Origin of the sequence: Bradyrhizobium sp. 613_E4_N2_2, from assembly GCF_052075995.1 — a bacterium.
GTDB classification, from domain to species: Bacteria; Pseudomonadota; Alphaproteobacteria; order Rhizobiales; family Xanthobacteraceae; genus Bradyrhizobium; species Bradyrhizobium barranii.
In genome coordinates this window covers 1,065,757-1,086,864 of the sequence record NZ_CP197234.1, presented here as the reverse complement: position 1 = coordinate 1,086,864, position 21,108 = coordinate 1,065,757, and the positions used below count along the sequence as shown (strand labels likewise).

The window sequence follows — 21,108 nt, the reverse complement described above, 5'->3', positions numbered from 1 at the left end:
CGACCGCTCCATGCTTACGTCCCAAAATTCTTCTGGATCGCCTTGTCGAGCGTCTCGCCGCCGACGAAGCGCTGGCGCAGCTCGCGCTTGAGCAGCTTGCCGCTCGGGTTCTTCGGCAGGCTGTCGACGAAGATGACGCGCTTGGGCACCTTGAAATGCGCCATCTGGCCGGCGCAGTGCTTGATGACCGCGTCCTCATCCAGCGTCTCGCCGGTCTTGACCACGACGATCGCGGTGACCGCCTCGATCCAGCGCGGATCGGGCAGCCCGACCACGGCAACCTCGGAGACCGCAGGGATGCGGTAGACCATCTCCTCGACCTCGCGGCTGGCGACATTCTCGCCGCCGGTCTTGATCATGTCCTTGACGCGGTCGACCACCGTGATGTGGCCCTCGGCATCGACGGTGGCGAGATCGCCGGAGTGAAACCAGCCGCCGGAGAACGCCGCCGCGGTCTTCACGGGGTCATTGTAATAGCCGGAGAGCAGATGCGGCGAGCGATGCACGATCTCCCCGACCTCGCCGACTTTCACGTCTTCCATCGCCGTGTTGACCACGCGCGTCTCGACATTGAGCACGGGCTTGCCGGCCGAGCCGGCCTTGCGCAGCTGGTCCTCGGGCCGCAGTACGGTCGCGAGTGGCGCGATCTCGGTCTGGCCGTAGAAATTCCAGAATTTGACATTGGGCAGGCGGCGCTGCAGCTCGAGCAGCACCTCCACGGGCATGATCGAGGCGCCGTAATAGCCCTTCTGAAGCGTCGACAGATCGGTCTTGTCGAAATTCGGCGAGCGCAGCATCGCGATCCAGATCGTCGGCGGCGCGAAGAAGGACGTGATCTTGTGCGCCTGGATCAGCGCCAGGATACTGTCGGCGGTCGGCTTGCCCGTGATCACGCCGGAGGCGCCGAGATAGATCTGCGGCCCCAGGAAGACGTCGAGCTGGGCGCAATGATAGAGCGGCAGCGCGTGCAGGAACTTGTCGTCCGCGCTCATGCCGCCGTCGATGATGCAGCTCACGTACTGCCACATCACGGCTTCATGGGTCAGCATCGCGCCCTTGGGCAGCGATTCGGTGCCGCTGGTGTAGACGATCTGGGCGAGATCGCGGCTGTCGACCGAGGCCTCCAGGAACGACCCGTCGGGGCTGAGGAGATCGTCGAAAGTGGTGAGACCCGCGGGCGCCGTGGCCGGATCCTCGCCCGGCAGCCAGATCATCTTTTCGACCGCGCAATCCCTGGCGCTTGCGGCCTTTGCCGGCTCGACGAAATCGGGACCGGTCGCAAGCAGCTTCGCGCCGGAGCTTTTCAGGATGAAATTGATCTCATCCGGGTTGAGCATGAAATTGATCGGCACCAGCACCGCACCGATCCGCGCCAGCGCGAAGCGCAACGCCGCAAACGCATGCGAATTGCGCGAGAGCACGGCAACGCGATCGCCCTTGCTGACGCCGAGCCCGAGCAGACCGCGGCCGAGCCGGTTGCAGATCGCGTCCATCTCGGCGAACGTCCAGTTCACATCGCCGCAGCTCACTGCGAGCTTGTTCGGCTCGCGCCCCGCCGAGCGGCGCAAGAGGTCGCCGATGGAATGCTCGCGCGCTTTCGAGATGGTGGCCGCGATGTCGCCGGTCATGTGCTCCTCCGTGTGATGTCTTTGTTTGTTGGATTTCTTGACTGAAATCTTGCGTCTTCATCAGGCGCCTATCTGCGCCGGGCCGCCTGGGCGTGCTCCATGTACATGTGCTCGACCGACCGATCGAGCGAGGCGATTTTCTCGAAACCGCGCCGCCAGTCCTGCAAGTGCCGGCGCGTCCAGAGCACGCCCGCCTCGCGGTCGCGGCGGCGGATCGCCTCGATCAGATGGCGGTGCGCGGCGACGAGGCGTGGGCCGCCTTCGGCAACGCCGGTCACGATCATCTCGGTGGTCGGATAGAACAGCTGCGCCGCCGGCTCGCGTGCGAGCTGGAGCACGCGGTTCTGCGAGGCCTTGGCGACCAGCACGTGGAATTCGGCATCGCATTCGGCGAGCGTGGCGGGATCGCCGACCACGGCCTCGCTGCGCACGAGATTGTTGGTGAGCTCGGCGAGGTTCTCTTCGGTCGCGCGCTCCACCGCGCCTTCGATGCTCGCCACCTCCAGCGTCATCGAGGCCTCGTAGAGCTCGCGGAACGTCACCTCGTGCAGCACCAGTGCGCGGCTCAGGCGGCTTGCGAGCTTGGTGTAGCGCGGCAGGCAGGCGTGCAGACGGCGCGAGGAATCGCGGCTGATCAAGCCGCCCTCCTCCAGCACACGGATGCCTTCGCGAATGGTCGAGCGGTTGACGCCGAACTGGCGCACCAGATCATGCTCGGTGCCGATGGGATCGCCGGGCTTGATACGCCCATTGACGATCTCGCGCTCGATGGCGTCGGCGACTTTCTGATAGGCCGGCGCGACATCGATCGGACGGAAGAGCGGCGAAATCGGCACGATAGCCCCCAATGGCGATTGTCCGACAAATTATAGGATCGCCCCGAAGACGCGTCAAACTGCCGTCATTCATGCCGCAGATGCAGCAAATTGACTCCTGGGGAACCTCCCTCTAACTTTGTCGGACAAAGGGACAGAATAGTCCCGTACAAGAGGAAACGTATCCATGAGACCTATCGCAGCACTCGTGTCTGCGGCCGGCTTGCTGTCGGCTGCCCTGATCGTCCCCGCCTCCGCCCAGCAGACCCCGCTCAAGATCGGCGTGCTCTCCGACTTCTCCTCGGTCTATTCCGACATCGGCGGCCAGGGGAATGTCGAAGCCACCAAGATGGCGATCGAGGATTTTGGCGGGCAGATGTTCGGCAAGCCGATCGAGATGGTCGCAGCCGACGTGCTCAACAAGCCCGACGTCGCCTCTACCATCGCCCGCAAATGGTGGGAGACCGAGGGCGTCGACATGATCATCGACCTGCCGACCTCGGCCACCGCGCTCGCGGTGATGGAGCTGTCCAAGCAGTACGAGAAGGTGATGATCGTGACCGATGCGGCAAGCTCCGACATCACCGGAAAATCCTGCTCGCCCTACACCGCGCACTGGACCTACGACACCTATTCCAACGCCCACACCGTCGGCAGCGCCATCGTCAAGAACGGCGGCGACAGCTGGTTCTTCCTCACCGCGGACTACGTGTTCGGTCATTCGATCGAGCGCGACACCGGCGACGTGGTAAAGGCAGCCGGCGGCAAGGTGCTCGGCAGCGTCAAGCATCCGCTCAACACGGCCGATTTCTCGTCATTCCTGCTTCAGGCCCAGGCCTCCAAGGCCAAGATCATCGGGCTCGCCAATGGCGGCGGCGACACCATCAACGCGATCAAGCAGGCCGGCGAGTTCGGCATCGTCGCCGGCGGCCAGAACCTGGCTGCGATCGTGATGTTCATCTCCGACGTGCACAGCCTGGGACTCAAGCTCGCGCAGGGCCTGATCATCACCGAGGCCTACTACTGGGACCTCAATGACAAGACCCGCGCCTTCGGCAAGCGTTTCCAGGAGCGCATCAAGCGCATGCCGACGATGAACCAGGCCGCGACCTACAGCGCTACGCTGCACTACCTCAAGGCCGTGCAGGCCGCCGGCACCAAGGACACCAAGACCGTGATGGCCAAGATGCGCGAGTTGCCGGTGAAGGATGCCTTCACCGACAACGGCATCCTGCGCGAGGACGGCCGCATGGTGCACAGCATGTTCCTGTTCCAGGTGAAGAAGCCCGAGGAATCCAAGGGCCCGTGGGACTATTACAAGCTGCTCGCGGAAGTGCCCGCCGATCAGGCCTTCCGTCCGCTGAAGGACGGCGGCTGCCCGCTGGTGAAGTAACGCTGACGATGACGGACCTGCATCGCCGCGCGCGGTGCAGGTTCTCTAGCGCCGTCGCAGGTCAGACGGGCTGTGGCCGAACTTCCTGCGGAACACCGTGCTGAAATAGGACGAACTGCTGAAGCCCAGCTGATAGGCGACCTCGGTGATCGACAGCGACCGCAGTTCCGGCCGCGTCAGCACGTCGTAGCAGCGCTGCAGCCGGCGATCCAGAATCCATTCGGACACCGAGACATCGGTCAGCCGAAAGAGATAATGCAGATGCCTGAGCGAGACGCCATTGCTCTTCGCAATCTTCTCCAGCGACAGATCCGCATCAGTGAGGTGCGCCTCGATCCAGGCCTTGACCGAGCGCAGGCGGGCCTGCGCAGCGCTCGCATCCTCGGAGAATTCGTCCCGCTCGCCCATGTCGAGCGCGAGCGCCAGCACGTCCATCAGCTCACCGCCCAATCGCGTTCTCGCGGTCTCGTCGAGCGGCGCGCCCTCCGCGGCGAGCGTCGCACAGAACTCGGCGGCAATCCGGCCAAGGCCGCGGCTCGTGGCCATCGTAGTGACGACCGGCAGCCGCCCCTCGCTGAAGCGCGCCGAGAATTCCGCGCGCGGAATCTCGAGATAGAGCGATCGCACCTTGCCGACGCATTCGAGATCATAGGCCTCGGACGCCGAGAAGATCGCGCTCACGCCGGGATTCGACAGCAGGGTCTGGCCGGCCTGGAGCACGTTGACCCGGCCCTGCTGGACGAATTCGACGTAGTAGCAATCCTTGTCGAGCTTCGCGATATGCCGTTCGCGACGCGAGATGCGCTGCTCCGACAGCAGGACGTCGGTCATCGTCACGGCGCCGAACCGCGCCTCGCGGATGAAGCCGTGATAGTCGGACCGCTCCTCCGCGTTCACGTCGACATGGACGTAGACGTCGCAGATCGCGCCTTGCCACGCGGCGTAGCGTTTGGACGGCTCCAGATCGTCTGTCGAAAACACCAGGTTCATCGTCCGCCCATCCGTTGCGCCGCCATGATGAACGTCGTTTGTGCATCGCACAAGCTGGCCACGCGTCGAGATTCTAGAGGGCCGCCGCCTACACGCAAGACCGTTTGCGCGGAGAAGCAAAAGCTTTGCGCTCCGGAGCAAGCCGCGCTCCGGCATGTGGCCTATGAAGAACAAAAAGCAGTCCACAAAATAGGCGGGAAACGTTCGCTTGCGTCAGGTCCAGTCAACTGCTGCACAGCTTGCCGTGCCGCCCGAATGGCGATGCCCGTGAGCAGCGCCTTGTCATCGCAAATCACAACGCGGTTCACGCAGCCGGTCAAAACCATCGCCGATATCGAGGCGTTGGAGCAGCGGCCTTACGATTCGCTGGTCCCTTCCCGCAATCTGCTCGATCTCTTCGAAGCCACGGCGCACCTGCATCCCGATCGGCCCGCACTAACGGTGCTGACCAAAGGCTCGCGCGAGCCGGGCGACGCGACGCTGACGCACCGGCAATTGCTTGCGGAGATCATCCGCGCGGCCAATCTGTTCCGGTCGCACGGGATCGGCGAGAGCGGCGGGACCGCCGCGTTCCTCTGTCCAATCCTGCCGCCGCTGTTCCCCGCATTGCTCGGCGCCCAGGTCGCGGGCGTCGCCAGCTCGATCAACTATCTCCTGAACGAAGACGCAATCGCCGACCTGCTCGAGGCGCAGAACGCGACTGTGCTGGTGATCCCGGCCGAAGCGGCCGATCCCGCGATCTGGGCCAAGGCGGCCAATGTCGCGAAACGCGTCCCGTCGCTGAAGACCATTTTTGTGATGGGCGCGAACGGTCCGCTGCCTGGAGGATTTCTAAACTTCAATGAGACGGCCGCGAGCGCGCGCGGCACACTGGACTTCGCACCTTCGACCGATCGCAATGCGATCTGCGCCCTCTTCCACACCGGCGGGACCACCGGACGACCTAAGTTGGTTCGGCTGACACATGGCAACCAGATCCATGCGGCCTGGAGCTTTGCGCAGGTCCACGGACTGGATGAGCTGGATGCCGCCGTGAACGGTTTTCCGCTGTTTCACGTCGGCGGCACCATGACGCTCGGCCTGTCGATTCTCGCTGCCGGCGGTCATGTGATCATCCCCTCACCGTACAGCCTCAGAAGCCCCGACGCGATCCGCGACTATTGGCACACCGTGGAGCGGTTTCGCGCGACCATCGTGAGCGGAGTGCCGACTTCGATTGCCGCTCTTGCCGAGGTGCCGATCGGGTCCTCCGATGTCAGCACCGTTCGCATGGCGCTCACCGGCGGGGCCGTGGCTCCCAAGGCGGTCAGCGACAGGTTTCAGGCGCGGACCGGGATTACCTTGTTCGAGACCTACGGGATGACAGAAACCGCGGCCGCGATCGCTTTCAATCCCGGCCGTGGCACTCCCGTGCAAGGCAGCGTCGGCTTCAGGGCGCCGTTCGCAAAGACCAAAATCGTCGCTCTGGCTGATGCCGATTTGCGAGAGGAGTGCCCGCCGCTCTCCAGTGGCCTCGTCCTCGTCAGCGGACCGCAAGTGTTTCCCGGATACGTCGATTCCCAGCACAATAAGGGCGTGCTCACCGACGACCACTGGATCGTCACCGGCGACGTGGGCTATCTCACCCCGGATCAACGCCTCGTGCTGACGGGGCGCGAGAAGGACCTCATTGTACGAAGCGGTCACAACATCGACCCTGCCGCAATCGAGGACGTCGCGAACGCCTTCCCCGGTGTCCAGATGAGCTCGGCCGTCGGCATGCCCGACGCCTACGCGGGAGAGGTTCCAGTTCTCTTCGTGGTGCCCTCCCCCGGACAGACAATCGATCTGGCGCAATTGCGCGAGCATCTCGAACACAACGTCAATGAGCCGCCTGCGAGGCCAAAGCGCGTCGTCCTGCTCGAAGCTCTTCCGGTTACCGCCGTCGGGAAGATCTTCAAGCCCACGCTTCGCGATCTCGCCGTCCGGGAAAAGGTCAGGACCGAGATCGATCGCATCTTCGGCCCCGACACCGCGGCAGATATCCTCGTCGAGAAAGACGAGAAGCTCAATACAGTCGTCAGCATCTCGGTCCATTCCGGTGATCTGGATCGAACAAAGATGCTCGTCGAAAGCCTTGCAACGCTTCCACAAACCTATCGCATCGAGAACCGATCGTCCTGACGGTCGCGCAACAGCCGGGTCGAAGAAAGGCAAGACGGGGATGAAGCGCTTTCGTTTCAATCAGCAAGAGATCGTCTTCGCAGTCTTTGCGCTGCTGTTCCTTGTGTTTTCGATCTTCCTGCGCGGCTTTCTGACGCCGGACAACATGCTGACGCTGCTCCAGAACGTGGCAGTGCTCGGCATCCTCGGCCTTGCCATGGCGATCGTCGTGATCGGACGCGGCATCGACATTTCGCTGATCGCAGCCCTTGCGGTGCCGCCGGGACTGGTGCTCCAGATGGTGCAGAACGGTCATTCGCTACCGGCCTCGCTGCTGACCGCCGTCCTGCTCACGATTGCCTTTGGCCTCGTCAACGGCTGGCTGATCGCCTATGCCGAAGTCCCTTCGCTGTTTGCGACGCTGGCGTCAGGCCTGTTGCTGGCCGGGCTCGGGCAGACCGCACTGTTCCAGCTCGACGTCGTGCAATGGAGCCCGGGCATGGACGGCTTCGAGCGGCTCGGACAGGGCACCATTCTCGGCATTCCGACGTCGATCTGGATGTTCGCAATCGCCTGCGTCGTGGTCGCGTTCCTGCTGCGCCAGACGCGCTGGGGCGCCTATATCTATGCGATCGGCGACAACCCCTACGCCGCGCGTGTCACCGGCATTCCCTCTCGCCCGATCATCGTCCTGCAATATGTGATCACCGCCCTGATCGGCTGCTTTGCCGGCCTCGTGATGGCGGCATCCGTCAACTCGATGCCGACCCGCATCTTCAACTCGACGCTTATCTATGACGTCATCCTGGTCGTCGTACTTGGCGGCATCGGGCTGTCAGGCGGCCGTGGCGGCGTGCTCAACGTCGTCATCGGCACGCTCGTTATCGGAACGATGCTCAACGGCATGACCATCATGGACATCTCCTACGCCGGGCAGAATCTCATCAAGGGCGTGGTGCTGCTGCTCGCCGTCATCACGGATTCCTTCCTGAATCCGCGCAACGAGGAAACGGCACAACAGGGCGACATCTAAGCGATCCAACAATAACGACGACCACAACCAAGGAGGAAGCAATGAAGCATTTCGGCAGCCCGACAAAGACAATCGTTGCCGCACTGGGTCTTGCGGCGATGACCGCCCCGGCCCTGGCCCAGCAGGGCCTCGACGAGCCATTCCAGAAGCCGTTCAAGGAGGCACTGGCCGGCAAGACCGTGGCCTATGTGCCGGTCGCCATGAATTTCGACCTCACCGAGGGCTGGTATGCCGGACTAAAGAAGGAGCTCGAGCCGTTCGGCGTCAAGTTCGTGATCCGCGACGCCAACTGGAACACCAATGCCGGCGCGCAGGCCGTCACCTCGCTGATCTCGGAGAAGCCGGCGGTGATGGTGGTTCATAATCCGGACGTGCAGACCTACGCCAAGCTGCTGCAGCGCGCCGAGAACGAAGGCATCTACGTCATCCAGATCAACATGGGCTCTGCCTATCGCAGCTCGGCCTTCGTCGGCGCCAATTGGGTCGAGATCGGCGAACGCCAAACCGAAGGCGTGGTCAAGGCCTGCGAGGGCAAGTCCAACAAGATCGCGATCATCCAGGGTGCGCTGTCGGCCGCCGCGAGCGCCTATACGCTGAAGGGCGTCGAGAACGTTCTGGCCAAGCACCCTGAAATCAAGGTGGTCTCCAGGCAGGCCGCCGATTGGGACGCCGCCAAGGCCAAGGCGATCACGCAGACGGTGCTGAAGCAAAATCCCGATCTCTGCGGCATCGTCGGCTTCTGGGATGGCATGGACATCGGCACCGCGGCGGCGGTCAAGGAAGCCGGCCTCACCGGCAAGGTGTTTGTCGCGACCTCAGGCGGCGGCGAGCGCAAGGGCGCCTGTGAACTGGTGAAGTCGGGCGCGTTCGATCTCAACATGAGCTACGACGTGCCGACCCAGGCCGCGCAGATGGCCGGCACCATCAAATGGCTGCTGTCGTCGGGCGTCAAGCCCGGCTCGGTCAAGGGCTCGGAATACACCACGCTCATTCCGATCACCAAGGAGAACGCCGACAGCCAGATGGCCTGCTGGAATCTCAGCGACCTCAAGAAATAATTGTCGCGACGCAAGACCCTGGCGTCCCGGACGATCTCACGTCCGGGACGCGGTCTCGAAACTTGCAAGGTCCCGGAATTCCGATGCGCGACACTCTGACAAGCCTGCGTTACCGCTACTGGCCCGATCATCTCCTCGGTGAAATCCTGTCCAAGCGATGGACCGAGACAGCTATCCCGGTCATCCTCCTCCTGATCGTCGGCCTCGCGCTCAGCCGGTCCATCGACAATTTCCTGTCGCCAGCGAGCCTCGCCGACACCGCGCGCCAGGCTGGAGAGATCGGCTTCATCGCGCTCGGGCTGGCGCTGGTCGTCATCGTCGGCGGCATCGACCTCTCCGTCGGTTCGATCTTCGCACTGACCGATTTCTGTGCCCTCTATCTGCTCGACGTGCTGGGCTGGCCGGTCCCGGCGGTGGTGGCGGCCACCCTGCTTTGCGGTGCGCTGCTCGGCGCCGTCAACGGCATCCTGATCGGATATCTGCGACTGCGGGCCTTCATCACCACGCTGATCACCCTGATCATCTACCGCTCGGCCTACGATCTCCTGATCCAGCGTTACTCCAACGCGATCGCGTCGGCCTTCCCCGACATCCCGTCCTGGGATTTCATCGGCAGCGGCAGCGTCTTCGGCATTCCGACCGTGGCGCTCGTCTATATCGTCATCGCCATCTTCGGTCATATCTTCATGACCCGGCTGCGCCCGGGCTGGCACATCGCCGCGATCGGCGGCTCGCGTCGCTCGGCGTACAATTCCGGCATCCCCGTCCGCCGCACCATCGCGCTCTGCTACGTCGCAAGCGGCGTGCTGACCAGCATCGGTGCGCTGTTCTTCGCGTCCCGGCTCGGCACCGTCGGTGGCGACATCGGCGTCGGCCTGGAGGTGATCGTGCTGACCGCGACGGTGCTGGGCGGCATCACGCTCGGCGGCGGCAAGGGCTCGGTCGCCAAATCGGCAGTCGGGGTGCTGATCGTGCTCCTGATCACCAATGGCCTGACGACCATGAATGCACGTGGCGGCGTCAACCGGATGGCGCTTGCCGGCATCCTGCTCGTTGCTGCCATGGTCGACATCCGCTGGCAGAAGAACCGGACGCGCATCATCAGCAAGGTCTACGTGGCCCCCACCTATCACGCGCTGCCGCCACCGCCGCCGACCGAGATCGGGCAAGGCGGCCCGTTCGAGCAGAACGACAAGCTGCGCAACGTCGAGTCGATCGGCCTCGGCCGCATCGAGGCGCCGGAGGACGTCATCCTCGACCGCCACGACAATCTCTATGCGGGTTCGCGCCACGGCGACATCATGCGCTTCCTCGCGCCCGACTATCAGAAGATGGAGGTGTTCGCCCATATCGGCGGTCAACCACTCGGCATGGCCTTCGACCGCGAGGACAATCTCTACGTCTGCATCGGCGGCATGGGGCTCTACCGGATCAAGCCTGACGGCACGGTTGAAAAGGCGACCGACGAGACCAATCGCAGCATGCGCTCGGTCAACGACGACAGCCGCCTGCGGCTCGCCGACGATCTCGACATCACCGACGACGGCCTGATCTTCTTCTCCGAGGCAACCGTGCGTTACGAGATGGACGAATGGCCGATCGACGGCCTCGAGGCGCGCGGCAATGGCCGCATCATCTCCTACGACACCAAGACCGGCGTGACGCGCACCGAACTGCGCGGCCTCAAATTCCCCAACGGCATCTGCGTCGCCAGCGACGGCCAGTCGATTCTGTTCGCCGAAACCTTCGGCTGCTCGATCAAGCGCTATTGGTTCGCAGGGTCAAAGAAGGGCAAGGTCGAGGTCGTCATGGACAATCTGCCGGGCTACCCCGATAACATCAACCTCGCCTCCGACGGCAATTACTGGCTGGCACTGGTCGGCATGCGCAGCCCCTCGCTCGACCTCGCCTGGAAGATGCCCGGCTTCCGTCGCCGCATGGGCAAGCGCGTTCCGGTCGATGAGTGGCTATTCCCCAACATCAACACCGGCTGCGTGGTCAAGTTCAACGAGCAGGGCAAGATCGTCGAATCGTTCTGGGACCTGCGCGGCGAAAACCATCCGATGATCACCTCGATGCGCGAGCATCGCGGCTATCTCTATCTCGGCGGCATCCTCAACAACCGGATCGGCCGCTACAAGCTCGACAACGCCGATCCGAACTTCGTCCAGTATGACAAGCGATGGGGGAAGCTGTCGTGATCGCGGCCGTCAGGGAGTTCGCCAACCGCTTTCTCGGGCGCGGCGACGCCACCATCACCGTGCCGTCCTTCGACGGCGCATTGAAGCCCAACCAGAAGCTGGAATCCGCCGAAACCTTGCTGACATGCGAGGCGCCGGAGGATCTCGCCACCGATGGCCGCAACCTCTTCATCGCGGACGGCCAGCGGCTGCTGTCTCTGAATGACGGCACGGCATCGGAAGTCCGCAGCTTCGAGCGGCCAATCTCGGCACTGTGTGCCCTCCCCGGCGGCGGTCTTGCGGTTGCGCTCGGGGGACGCGAGGTGCGGCTCTACGCAAGCCCCTCGGCCGAGCAGCCAAGCGTGACGTTTGCGGATGGCGCGTTCAACGCCGTCAACGCGCTCGCGTTAGCGGACGACGGCACGCTGATCGCGACGGACGGCTCGGCGACATGCGGCGTCGACGACTGGGCGCGCGACCTGATGGAACTCAACCGGACCGGCCGCGTGTTCAGGCTCGATCCCGCCAGCAAGACCGTGACACCGCTGGCTCAGGGGCTCGGCCATGCCTTCGGCGCCTGCGCGCATGGCAATGGCGTGCTGGTCAGCGAGAGCTGGCGCCACCGGCTCGTCCTTGTTGCGCCGGGCGCACCGCCGCGGACCGTGCTCGCTCACCTTCCCGTCTACCCCTCGCGGCTGTCGAAGGCCGCGGGCGGCGGCTACTGGCTCACCGCCTTCACCGCGCGCACGCAGCTGATCGAGTTCGTGCTGCGCGAGCCGGCCTACCGGCGCCGCATGATGGCGGAGATCGATCCAGCATATTGGGTTGCCCCACGCCTGCGCTCGGGCTTCTCGTTCAAGGAGCCGATGCAGGGTGCACACATCAAGACCATGGGCGTGATCAAGCCGTGGGCGCCGCCGCGCTCCTATGGCCTCGTCATCCGACTCGATGCAGATGGCCAGCCGCTCTATTCGCTGCACAGCCGGGTCGACGGCGCCAATCACGGTATCGTTGCGGCGATCGAGATGGGCGGCGATCTCGTCCTGATCGCCAAGGGACCGGGCCGCGTGCTGCGACTGCCGCTGTCCGGTCTTGCCGAGGAGTTCCGCTCATGAGCGACATCGCACTCTCGCTGCGCAAGGCCACAAAACTTTACGCCGGCGTGCCCGCCATCGACGGGGTCGACTTCGACCTCCGCCGCGGCGAGATCCACGCGCTGGTCGGCGAGAACGGCGCCGGCAAATCGACACTGACCAAGGTGATGGCCGGCGTGGTGACACTGACGTCAGGGACCATGACGATCGACGGCGCCGACGTCGCACCACGGACACCGCTGGAGGCGCGCAATCTCGGCATCGCCATGGTGTTCCAGGAAAACAGCCTGGTCCCGACCATGACGGTGGCGCAGAATCTGTTTCTCGGGCAGGAGAAGTTCTATAACCGCCTGCGCGGCATCTACATCGCTGCGCAACAGTTCCTGCAATCACTCAATTTCGACGTCACGCCGACCGCCACCGTCGGCGGCCTCGGCGCCGCCAAGAAGCAGATGGTGGAGATCGCGCGCGCGGTTTTGCACCGCGCCAAGGTCATCATCTTCGACGAGCCGACGGCGTCGCTGACGCCGGAAGAGAAGAAATACTTCTTTGACCTCGTCCGCGATCTCAAGAAGCGCGGCGTCTCGATCGTCTTCATCTCGCACGCCCTGGAAGAAGCTTTGCTGCTCGCCGACCGCATCACGGTCCTGCGCGACGGCAAGCACGTCGTCACCGACGATGCCACCAACTTCGACCGCGCGGCGATCGTGCAGGCCATGGTCGGGCGCGACCTCTCCAACACGCTCTACGGTGCGCGAAAGAGCAGCGTGCGGCCGGCCGGCGCGCGCGTGCTGACGGTGCAGAACCTGAAGATGGCGCCGATGGTGAAGAATAATTCCCTGTCGGTATTCGCGGGCCAGATCACCGGCGTGTTCGGCCTCGTCGGGGCCGGCCGCACCGAAACGTTCAAGATCGTCTCCGGCGTGCTGAAGCGCGACTTCTTCCATGGCGGCGAGATCCTGCTGCACGACAAGCCGGTGCGCTACCGGGTGCCGGCGCCGGCGGTGCAGGCCGGCATCGCCTATGTGACTGAAGACCGCAAGGTCGAAGGTTTCTTCGAGACGTCCTCGATCGCACGCAACATCTATCTCGGCCTTCTGTCGAAATTTCCCAAGGGCCGCATGATGCTGTCGCGGCGAGAGAACGAGGCGATCGGCAGGACCTGGATCGAACGGCTCAAGGTTCGCGCGATCGGCAACGACGGCAAGGTGGTCGAGCTTTCCGGCGGCAATCAGCAGAAGGTCGTGATCGCCAAATCGCTGGTTCAGGAGCCCGACCTGATCATCTTCGACGAACCCACGCGCGGCGTCGACGTCGGCGCCATCGTCGAGATCCACGAGTTGATCAACCAGCTCGCCGACGAGGGCAAGGCGGTCGTGGTCATCTCATCCTACCTGCCCGAGATCATGGCGCTCTCCGACCGCATCCTGGTCTCGCGCCAGGGCAAGGTCGTGGAGGAATTCTCCGCACTGGAGGCGACAGAGGAGAGGATCATGTACGCCGCGATCCACTGAGCATGACGGTCTACGGCTTGTGCGCTTTCTGGCGCAGCGCCTCGATGAGGCGCAGCTTTAGTTCATCTGCGGCCTTCTGGCTGACGTCCTGGCCGATCTGCGCGCTCGCCTGCGCCAGCGCATCGGACTTTTCCATAAACTTCCGGCCAGCAGGCTGGGCATAGAACGCCTCGATCTGGCGCAGCTCGTCGACGGTGAAGTTTTGGGCATAGAGCGCGGCGATCTGGTCGATCATCGAGGCAAAGAACGGCGCGTAGATGTCGGAGCCCGGCGCCGTCATTGCGTCATAGTCGCGCTCGATCTCAGGCCGGTCCTGCGCGACCACGGGTCTCAGCTTGAGCAGGAGCTGCGGGAGCGCCGCGCGATACTGATCAGCGATCTTCAGCGTGGCGACGAGTTTTCGCGCAGCATCCATCGCCTCGGGCGACGGCGCTTGCGCCGACGCGTTGCAGACGAGGAGCAGGAGGGCGCCGGCAATCGTCAACAAAAATCTCGACATGCATCTCTCCCGAAAAATCGTCCCGGCGACGCGATGTGCTCTCAGCGGCGAGCCGGAGCCGCGCCGATGATCGTTACCGGCGCGCCTTCGGCGGCGGCCTCCCGCTCGTCGTCGACATCCGTCACCTTGACGAAGAGGCTGGGCACCCGCTCGGCGCGGTCGAGCAGCCACGCCGCCCCGAACATGATGACGAAGCCGGCGAACGAGACGGCGAGTTGCTCCCAGACGCCCCTGGTGAATTGCATCAGGATCCAATGCGCCGAGAACGACAGGAACACGCTGAGGCAAAAGATCGGCAGCGAATGCTGGCCGCAGAGGATGACCGGGTGCAGCCATTTCAAATGCAACGCCTTCCAGTGGCGCGGGATAAAATAGATCACCCAGACCGCCAGCGCCAGAAAGTGCGTGAAGCGCAGCATGTCGAGGTCGGTCTTGTCGATCGGGTAGATCGCCTTGATCATCCATTTCGGGATCAGCGCCTCGAGCGCAGGGATGTGCCAGGTCATCACGATCAGGAACGCGAAGGCGAGCCAGGCCGCCGCCAGTCCCATCACCGCCTTCGACCACACCCATGTTGCGATCTTGTCGATCTGGCCGACGCCACACCAGGCCGCGAACACGAACATCAGCTGCCAGCAGAACGGGTTGAAGTACCAGGTCGTGCCCGGCGGATAGGAGGCGATGTTCCAGTCGAACCGGCGCGCCAACACATACAACACCACGGAGGCAGCCAGCGTCAGGTTCGGCCGGCGCACCAGGCCCCACACGATGAAGGGCGCGGCGAGCACCAGCGTGATGTAGAGCGGCAGCACGTCGAGATTGACCGGCTTGTAGCGCAGCGAAAGCGCCTGACCTATCAGGATGTCCGGATGGTCGAGAAAATTGTGAACGTTGAACTCGTCCGCATACATCGGGTTGTCGAACCTCCTGACCGTGCGCGCGATCTGCGCCGTGAACAGCAGGAACAGCATGATGTGGGCAACGTACATCTCGCCCGCGCGCCGCCACAGCCGCTTCAGCGCGGCGAGAAACCAGCCACCGGCGACGATCGGCCCGTAGATCCAGCCGACCAGATAGCCGGAGATGAAGACGAAGAACTCGGCGGCGTCGCTGAAGCCGTAGTTGCGCAAGGTCAGCCAGGCCACGACGTCGTGCGGGATGTGATCGAGGAAGATCATCCACAACCCGATGCCGCGGAAGAGATCGAGCCGCAAATCGCGCTCGACCGGCGCCAACAAAGCTGACTGGTCCCGTGTGCTCATGGCCCCGCCTCGTCCGGTGGGCGTCGCGCCGTCGCGGCGCCGAAGAAGATGCTAAAAAATGTAAATCAAAAGTCACCTGGCCCTGCGGCTAGTGCCGACGGTAGCCGACCTTGGCGTCCGTGCAAGGGGCTTCGTCATCGGGGCGCACAGACCGCGTCCGGCAAGTCATGAGACCTTGAACGGCGCCGGCTGGAGGTGGTGGTCCTCCCTGTAAAATGTCGAAAACAACCCCATGCACAGTAGAGACGGTCTCTTAAGTCCTTGCTTTGCCTGCGAAACTCAAACGGCCCGTCGGGCAAAAAATCAGCCCGGCGGTACGATCGCACGCCAGGGAGGGAGCAGGGTCAGGTCAGCTCGCCGCCCCGGGCAAGCATCTCGGTCAGCATCGCCTCGGCCTTGTGCTGGAGCGGCAGCGCGCCGCTCTCGGAGGCGATCGCGATGGCCGCGCGCAAGGCGACGATGATCGCGGCCTTGTTCGCCGCATCCGTCGGCGGCGTCACCACGGCCTCGCCGAACAGCGCCTCGGCCTCGAGGCCGGAAAACCCCTGCTGGCGGGCGGTGTTGCGCGCCTCGCGCAGCATGTTCTGCGCGGCCTGGACGTCGCCGAGGCGGAAGGTTGCGAGCGCAAGGTAGATCGAGCTGCGCAGCACCGCCGAGGTATAGCCGACCGCCTTCGCCTCCTCGCGCGCCTCGGCCAGCATGCCGCGCGCCCGGTCGAACAGCCCCTGCTCCAGATAGGCGATGCCGAGATGACAGGCGAGCACCGGCACGAACAGCCGGATGCCGTGCTTCTGCGCCAGCACAAAACCGTCTTCGAGAATGGCAGCGGCCGCGGCCGGCTCATTGCGGCCGAGCATCAGCCAGCCGCCGCTATAGGCGGCGGCGACGCGGTCGTAGGGGCGGCCCGTCTCCTCCGCGATCGCAGCGGCTTGTTGCTGGAGCTGGCCAGCGGTGTCGAGCTCACCCATGACGGTGTGCGTGAAGCTCTTCATCATGCAGCAGAGGAGGAGCGTGTATTTTGGGGGAGTTCCGAAGGGCGCGCTTGCGTCCGGCCCCATGAGATTAGCGCCGCCTTGCGCCAACATCTGCTCCGCTTCGCGATATCGACCGGCGAGAAAATAGGCCTGTCCCAGATTGTATTGTGCAAGGTTGCGCCAACCCGGGTTGCCTGACTTCTCGGCGAGGCCAACGACCTCCTGGCCGAGCGCAACCGCTTCAGTTGGCGTTCCGTAGAAATTCTGTCCACCCGCCATGACGGTCATGGCGGCGACCTTTCTTCCGATGTCGTCAATTCCACTAGCCCGGCGTTCGGCCTCTTTTCCGAGATCGATCCACTCGGCAACCTGACCGGACCAGATGAATGCCATTCGCGCCTCCATCCGGAGGTCAATTGCATCTGCCTCCCGCGAGAGAGTCATCGGCATCTTGTCGAGCGAACTCATCGCGATCCCGAAATAGTCGACCGCATCGGCATACGCCGAGCGCACAAGACATTTCTGCGCGGCACCTCTCCCGTACCCGAACGCTTTCAGCCAATCCTTCGCGCGCATTGCGTGGTAGCAAAGCGTGTCAGGACCGTCGCTCCATGTCTCGTCGCTTTCGAAGGCCGCAAGTATTCGCCCATGTATATTTTCGCGCACCTTTTCGACCATCGACTCGTAGGTCACTTGGCGGACCATCTCGTGCTGGAACTCGATCGAGTCCTCAAGTTCACTATCGATCCTGACGAGGATCTCGGCTCGGTCGAGCGCTCCGAGGCAATCCTGGAGGATGTCTTCGGGCAGCGCGGCGACGTTCCGCAGCATCATCACGCTTGAGCGCGGCCCCAGCGCCGCCGCTATTTGGAGAACCGAGCGCTCCTGCCTTGAGACACGATCGAGCCGCGCCGCAATCACCCCCTGAATGCTGGTAGGGATGCCGAGCTCGTCAATAGGTCGAACGAGCGCAAGGTCACCCCACTGACCGCGAAGCGTGCCACTATCTTTCAGTCCACGGCAGACTTCCTCGAGAAATAGAGGAACGTTGGCAGTATGAGAGATGATCCGGTTCTTCAAATCGGTGTTCATCGCCGACGGTCCGAGCATATCGGCCAACATGGCCAATCCCGAATCGTCATCCAGAGGGCGCATTGCAATCACTTCCGCATGGCAGCGTGCGATCCACTCGGGCATGCCGTTCGGCCTGCTCGTGAGAAAAACTATCAGGTTGGGACTCTGTAACGACGCAATTGCAGCAACAACCGCATCGCTGGCTCGGTCGATCCAGTGCAGGTCCTCGATGAGAAGAACCGTACGCTGTTGAAAGGCCAGGCTTTGCACGATGGCGCAACTTGCATCGGAAATGGCACGCGCGCGCGCGTAAGGCTCCAGTTCACTCCAGCGATGATCCGCGACCGGAATATCCAATATGGAATCGATCGCGAGCTGATGGATTGCCGGCAACTCCTTTCGGATGTCGACCAGACTATCCGAATCTCTGGCGGCAAGTTCGATGATCGAAAGTATGGTGCGCTTGAGCGCGCTGAACGGCACGCCCTGAAGGTTCGGACTACACTCGGCGTCAATCAGCCGCCAGCCATCGGACTTGAGCTCCTGGGCGAACTCATGCGCGAGCCGCGATTTTCCGATGCCTGCATCGCCGATCAGCAGGACCGTCTGCCGGCTTGCACTGGACCTCTCCGCGGCACGTGCCAAAAGGGCCCGCTCAGTCGTGCGATCGACAAACCGCGAAACGCTCCGCGCTCGTCGCACCCGCCAGCTTGAAAGGTCGCTCGCTCCGACGACACGGTAGACCGGCAGCGGCTCGTTGAAACCGCGCAGCACCTTGCGACCCAAGGCTTCGAATCGGACATGTCCATCCGCGAGTTTCTGGCAGGCCTCCGACACGTAGATCCGATTGGCCTCGGCCGCGGCCTCCAGCCTCGCGGCAAGATGCTGAGCGGCTCCTCCGATCTCGTAGACCTTGGAAAACTCGCTGGCGACCATATAGGCGACGACGTGCCCCGAATGGAGGCCGACCCGAACCTGAAGTCCGGGATCGCCAAGGCTGCCGACCCGCCGGACAAGCTCGATGGCCGCATGGCAGGCCAGCGGAGCATGGTTGTCGTCGGCGATCGGGGCACCAAAGACAGCGGCCAAGCCGTCCCCCAACTCCTTGCTGACGATGCCGCCAAACTGGCGTACCGCGCCCCTCATGGCCGCCAGCGCTGGCTCCAGGCGTGAGACGGCCTCCTCCGGCTCCAATTCGGCAACAAGCCCTGTGGAGTCGATGACGTCGGCTCGGAGAATTGTCACAAACCGCCGCTCGCTGTCGGGATCAGCACGCCGACGTACCGCCGCCCCACACTTGGAGCACCAGCTATCGTCCGAATCAATCGCCGACTGGCACGCGAAGCAATGCATTCCTGCGCCTTCAAGGATCGCGGCGTCGCTGTCGTCCAGCGCCCGCGAGCAACTCGTGGTAAGAATACCTATCAAGAACCGCTTAGCAATCGGACTTGCCCATCGCCGTTAGCGGAGCACGGTGCGGTTGGCGATCTGGACGAAACACAGTCCTGAGTGGTAGCCTATGCAAATCCCAGCAAAGATGGGGCATATATTCGGCGAAGCCGGGTTGGCAAAACTAACCGGCGTCGCGGAGCTGTATGTATTTTCACAAAGCCAAGGACATATTGAGGGAAAAGACGATGGGGTCGAGAACTTACACCGGGGCTTCATTCAAAGATTTGATGAACGACAATTATTTCCCTCTGGAAAATATGCAGAGGAGCGTGGACATCCTCAAGGCGTCGCCGGACATCCACGTGCCGACCCTGGAGTACGGCCAGTACCATCTGATCCTGACGCCGGCGGACAAATGGCCGGACGGGAGCGCGGCGTACTGGCACAAGGAGAAGGGACGGGCTCGCGTCGACCTCACCACGCAGTTGAATACGGTCCCGCTGTCCAAGGACGAGCCCGGCGTGATCCCGCTGACGCGATGCGCGCTGCTCGATGCCTGCGTGCGGAAGTGCTTCAATTCCGAGCCGCCGATCCCGATGAAGACCAATATCATCACCCACGCGGCGAGCGATGCCTATGCCGACCGGCACGAGATCCGGCTGGAGTGGGAGTACGACAACGGTGAGGACCAGGCGCCGACGCTGCTCCACCTGACGATGGTCTGTCCGTACCGCCCCTGATTCCGAGCGGGAGCGGCAGCGCGGAGGCTTCCGCACCAATCGAAGATGGTCCGTCGTCGCCACAGCATGCGTTGCACGACGGACCAATCATGCCCCGCCCTCTCCGCTCGAAGGCCGCGTTGCACTGTCTCGCGGCCGCGCCCTGTCATGGACCTGTCGCACGAAAATGATCCGCTTCCGCCGTGCGCGTGCGAGTCGCCTGCTTGAAGCAGTCGCCGCGTTCGTTTGACAGGAGCGGCCGATGCCCGTTGGACTGCTGGAGGTCGTAGGCACCATCGATGTCGGCCAGTTCTGGCCGGAGGGCCGGTCGGACGCCGACACGACCAAGGTCGTGGTGAATGTCGCCCCTGACGCGATCCGCTTCCGCAAGAACGACCAGGTGCCGTTCCAGCCGACCCACGTCTTCGAGGGCGCCAAGGTCAAGGGCCGGACCGCGACGGCGCCGATCAAGAACGGCAAGCTCACCATTCGCCTTCAGGGCATCGACGCGCCGGAGCTGCATTATCAGCCCTCGCCGCTCTCGGCCGCCGAGAAGAAGGGCCTGAGCGACGCCAAGCGGCAGGCCTATCACGAGGTCACACACCCCTACCGGCAGTTTCTTGGCGCGACGACGAGCAAGGCGCTGCATGACTTCCTCAGCAGCGCCGGCGGGCCGACGCTCGCCTGCCGCGTGTTCACCCATGTCGATGCGCCGAACGAGGTGTTCGACACCTATGGCCGGCTGGTCGGCGACATCGAGGTGACGGTCGCCGGCAAGAAAATCGACATCAACCACTGGCTGGTCGAGCAGGGCTTTGCCTATCCGACCTTCTATTCTTCGATGAACGACGACGAGATCAAGGCCTTCCTCGCGCTTGCGAAGCCCGCACGCGCGCAGAAGCTGCCGGTCTGGAAGCATCTCGCCAAGACGATTCCCGCCTTCGACTTCGACCTGCGCGAACCCAGGAAGAACGAGACCGACGTGCTCGCGACCGACAAGGGCCCGGTGATCCTGCCAAAGCTCTATCGCCGCTACACCAACTGGTCGGCGCGCAAGAAGGCGAAGGTGACGAGCCAGACCTTCCAGAAATTCTTGGGCGAAGGTTCCGGCGGCAAGCCCGACACCTGCTACGAGATCGACGACTTCCTGACCAACGGTGTGCACTCGGCCACGCCGCGCAATTTCGCCGACTTCGTCGAGGGCGGCAAGACGATCAAGTTTCAGCCGGAGGGGCTGGTGTTCGGCGAAGCGCCGTCGAGCCTCGTGGGGGCGGACGGCAAGCCGATCACGACGTTCTGAGGACGCGCGCGGCCGACCGGGATTGACGGCGTTTTGTCGCA

Annotated in this window: 15 protein-coding genes; 9 read left to right on the top strand and 6 right to left on the bottom strand. The window is 63.6% G+C overall.

Features of this window, described 5'->3' with window-relative positions:
* Positions 1-14: 14 nt before the first annotated feature.
* Positions 15-1,628, bottom strand: coding sequence for an acyl-CoA synthetase (locus tag AB7290_RS05080; protein ID WP_085403531.1), 1,614 nt, complete (start codon positions 1,626-1,628; stop codon positions 15-17).
* Between the two features lie 68 nt (positions 1,629-1,696).
* Positions 1,697-2,464, bottom strand: coding sequence for a FadR/GntR family transcriptional regulator (locus AB7290_RS05075; RefSeq protein ID WP_085403530.1), 768 nt, complete (start codon positions 2,462-2,464; stop codon positions 1,697-1,699).
* A 166-nt stretch (positions 2,465-2,630) separates the two neighbouring features.
* Between AB7290_RS05075 and AB7290_RS05070 the strand changes: the two genes are divergently transcribed.
* The gene (locus AB7290_RS05070) at positions 2,631-3,836 is read left to right on the top strand and encodes an ABC transporter substrate-binding protein (RefSeq protein ID WP_085403529.1); all 1,206 of its coding nucleotides are present in this window, start codon (positions 2,631-2,633) and stop codon (positions 3,834-3,836) included.
* 45 nt (positions 3,837-3,881) lie between these two features.
* On the opposite strand, the gene AB7290_RS05065 is transcribed toward AB7290_RS05070, so the two are convergent.
* Positions 3,882-4,826, bottom strand: a complete 945-nt coding sequence (locus AB7290_RS05065) for a helix-turn-helix domain-containing protein (RefSeq protein WP_028148873.1) — start codon at positions 4,824-4,826, stop codon at positions 3,882-3,884.
* Between AB7290_RS05065 and AB7290_RS05060 the strand changes: the two genes are divergently transcribed.
* From AB7290_RS05060 to AB7290_RS05035, 6 genes are all read left to right on the top strand, one after another.
* Complete coding sequence (locus AB7290_RS05060; protein ID WP_441254512.1) at positions 4,740-6,989, top strand: AMP-binding protein; 2,250 nt, start codon at positions 4,740-4,742, stop codon at positions 6,987-6,989. The two genes, AB7290_RS05065 and AB7290_RS05060, sit on opposite strands and share 87 nt — an antisense overlap.
* Positions 6,990-7,029: 40 nt before the next feature.
* Positions 7,030-8,001: an ABC transporter permease gene (locus AB7290_RS05055; protein WP_085403528.1), complete on the top strand. Its 972-nt coding sequence runs from the start codon at positions 7,030-7,032 to the stop codon at positions 7,999-8,001.
* 41 nt (positions 8,002-8,042) lie between these two features.
* Positions 8,043-9,059, top strand: a complete 1,017-nt coding sequence (locus tag AB7290_RS05050) for a sugar ABC transporter substrate-binding protein (RefSeq protein WP_085403527.1) — start codon at positions 8,043-8,045, stop codon at positions 9,057-9,059.
* An 83-nt stretch (positions 9,060-9,142) separates the two neighbouring features.
* Positions 9,143-11,260, top strand: a complete 2,118-nt coding sequence (locus AB7290_RS05045) for an ABC transporter permease subunit (protein ID WP_201266227.1) — start codon at positions 9,143-9,145, stop codon at positions 11,258-11,260.
* Positions 11,257-12,354, top strand: coding sequence for a hypothetical protein (locus AB7290_RS05040; protein WP_085403578.1), 1,098 nt, complete (start codon positions 11,257-11,259; stop codon positions 12,352-12,354). The genes AB7290_RS05045 and AB7290_RS05040 overlap by 4 nt, the downstream gene beginning before the upstream one ends.
* Complete coding sequence (locus AB7290_RS05035; RefSeq protein ID WP_085403526.1) at positions 12,351-13,847, top strand: sugar ABC transporter ATP-binding protein; 1,497 nt, start codon at positions 12,351-12,353, stop codon at positions 13,845-13,847. Before AB7290_RS05040 ends, AB7290_RS05035 begins: the two co-directional genes overlap by 4 nt.
* Before the next feature lie 10 nt (positions 13,848-13,857).
* On the opposite strand, the gene AB7290_RS05030 is transcribed toward AB7290_RS05035, so the two are convergent.
* The 3 genes from AB7290_RS05030 to AB7290_RS05020 form a co-directional block, all read right to left on the bottom strand.
* Positions 13,858-14,346 (bottom strand): DUF2059 domain-containing protein, encoded by a 489-nt coding sequence (locus AB7290_RS05030; protein ID WP_085403525.1) that lies wholly within the window; start codon positions 14,344-14,346, stop codon positions 13,858-13,860.
* A gap of 41 nt (positions 14,347-14,387) precedes the next feature.
* Positions 14,388-15,608: an OpgC domain-containing protein gene (locus AB7290_RS05025; RefSeq protein ID WP_085403524.1), complete on the bottom strand. Its 1,221-nt coding sequence runs from the start codon at positions 15,606-15,608 to the stop codon at positions 14,388-14,390.
* Between the two features lie 344 nt (positions 15,609-15,952).
* Positions 15,953-19,009 carry an ATP-binding protein gene (locus AB7290_RS05020; RefSeq protein ID WP_085403523.1) on the bottom strand — a complete coding sequence of 1,019 codons (3,057 nt, stop codon included), beginning with the start codon at positions 19,007-19,009 and terminating at the stop codon, positions 15,953-15,955.
* A 284-nt stretch (positions 19,010-19,293) separates the two neighbouring features.
* Between AB7290_RS05020 and AB7290_RS05015 the strand changes: the two genes are divergently transcribed.
* Positions 19,294-19,788 carry a hypothetical protein gene (locus AB7290_RS05015; protein ID WP_028148879.1) on the top strand — a complete coding sequence of 165 codons (495 nt, stop codon included), beginning with the start codon at positions 19,294-19,296 and terminating at the stop codon, positions 19,786-19,788.
* A 241-nt stretch (positions 19,789-20,029) separates the two neighbouring features.
* Complete coding sequence (locus AB7290_RS05010) at positions 20,030-21,067, top strand: thermonuclease family protein (RefSeq protein WP_085403522.1); 1,038 nt, start codon at positions 20,030-20,032, stop codon at positions 21,065-21,067.
* Positions 21,068-21,108 lie beyond the last annotated feature (41 nt).